2 protein-coding genes are annotated in these 2,048 nt (G+C 55.0%); both read left to right on the top strand.

Annotated elements, in window-relative coordinates; all coding sequences use genetic code 11:
* Nucleotides 1-112: 112 nt before the first annotated feature.
* Nucleotides 113-1,501, top strand: a complete 1,389-nt coding sequence (locus FDW87_RS02910) for an APC family permease (RefSeq protein ID WP_047498299.1) — start codon at nt 113-115, stop codon at nt 1,499-1,501.
* A 165-nt stretch (nt 1,502-1,666) separates the two neighbouring features.
* On the top strand, nt 1,667-2,048 hold a 382-nt coding region (locus FDW87_RS21585; RefSeq protein ID WP_252362970.1), incomplete at its 3' end, for a DJ-1/PfpI family protein.

Here is a 2,048-nt window from a genome sequence, read left to right on the forward strand (position 1 = left end):
CTGTGCCGTGCAACATTGACGCCTTTCTTTTGGCTTTCCACCCCGACACGACCCAGGTCTGCTTTACCCACGTTTCGAACGCAGATCTGGGCCCGTGGCGGGGAGGAAAGCTATGTCGACTAATTCTTCTGTGGATCTCGCGGCCCAGCCGGGCAAAGCACAGTTGCGTAAATCCCTCAAGCTGTGGCAGGTGGTGGTGATGGGGCTGGCCTATCTCACACCGATGACGGTATTTGACACCTTTGGTATTGTTTCGGGCATCAGCAATGGCCATGTTCCGGCCTCCTATCTGCTGGCCCTGGCGGGCGTGCTGTTTACTGCCATCAGTTACGGAAAGCTGGTACGCCAGTTTCCACAAGCCGGTTCGGCCTACACCTATGCGCAAAAAGCGATCAACCCGCATGTGGGGTTTATGGTCGGCTGGTCGTCACTGCTTGATTACCTGTTCCTGCCGATGATTAACGTCCTGCTGGCGAAAATTTACCTTTCCGCGCTGTTCCCGGGCGTTGCGCCATGGATTTGGGTAGTGATGTTTGTAGCGATCCTCACCGCGGCCAATTTGAAAAGCGTTAATCTGGTGGCGAACTTCAATGCGCTGTTTGTACTGGTGCAGGTTGCGATAATCGTGGTGTTCATTGTTCTCGTGGTGCAGGGGCTGCACAAAGGCGAAGGGGTCGGGACCGTCTGGTCGCTGCAACCGTTTATCAGCCAGAATGCGCATTTGATCCCGATTATCACCGGGGCGACCATCGTCTGCTTCTCGTTTCTCGGTTTTGATGCGGTAACTACGCTCTCTGAAGAGACACCGGATGCCGCGCGTACCATTCCAAAAGCAATTTTCCTTACCGCGCTTTACGGCGGACTGATCTTCATTGCCGCCTCGTTCTTTATGCAGCTGTTCTTTCCGGATATTAGCCGATTTAAAGACCCGGACGCGGCGCTGCCGGAGATTGCGCTGTACGTCGGCGGCAAACTGTTCCAGTCTATTTTCTTGTGTACGACCTTTGTGAATACGCTGGCGTCAGGTCTGGCGTCCCATGCCAGCGTTTCGCGTCTGCTGTACGTGATGGGCCGCGATAACGTCTTCCCGGAGAAGTACTTCGGCTATGTCCATCCGAAATGGCGTACACCCGCGCTGAACGTCATTATGGTCGGGATTGTGGCACTCTCGGCCCTGTTTTTTGACCTGGTAACCGCCACGGCGTTGATTAACTTTGGCGCGCTGGTGGCCTTTACGTTCGTTAATTTGTCCGTGTTTAACCACTTCTGGCGTCGTGAAGGGCGTAAGCATACCTGGCAGGAAAAGTTGCACTACCTGGTATTGCCAATGGTCGGCGCCGCCACCGTTGCCGTACTGTGGGTGAACCTGGAGGTGACATCGCTGACGCTGGGACTGGTATGGGCTGGCGTGGGGTTGGTGTATCTCGCCTACCTGACCGGACGTTTCCGCAAGCCGCCGCCGCAGTTTGACTCCGCGAAATCTGAGCAGGCCTGGGAGTGATAGAAACTTCAGGTATTAACAACAGGGCGCGCCGTCAGGGGCAACCCCCTTCAGACGTCCGGTGACGGCGTGTCCTGCGGTATTTATTAATGTCGTGAAATGCGTGGGCTATAGTAAAGATGGCCGTTATTTCTCATCATTAATAACCGTGAGCGGGGGATGTGAATGAAGAAGATACTGATGCTGGTCGGCGATTATGTCGAAGATTATGAAACGATGGTGCCTTTTCAGGCGTTGCAGATGCTGGGCCATCGTGTTGATGCCGTCTGTCCGGATAAAAGTCAGGGGGACTACGTTCAAACCGCTATTCATGATTTTGATGGGGCCCAGACCTACAGTGAAAAACCGGGTCATCGTTTTACGCTGAATGCGAATTTTGCCGAGGCTCGGGCCACCGATTACGACGCGCTGCTGATCCCCGGCGGACGTGCTCCGGAATATCTCCGGCTGAATCCGGATGTCATTAAGCTGGTGCAAGATTTCAACGCTGCCGGTAAGCCTATCGCCGCGGTCTGTCATGGACCTCAGCTGTTAGCGGCGGCGGGGG

Origin of the sequence: Citrobacter sp. wls826, from assembly GCF_005281245.1 — a bacterium.
GTDB lineage: Bacteria > Pseudomonadota > Gammaproteobacteria > Enterobacterales > Enterobacteriaceae > Citrobacter > Citrobacter braakii.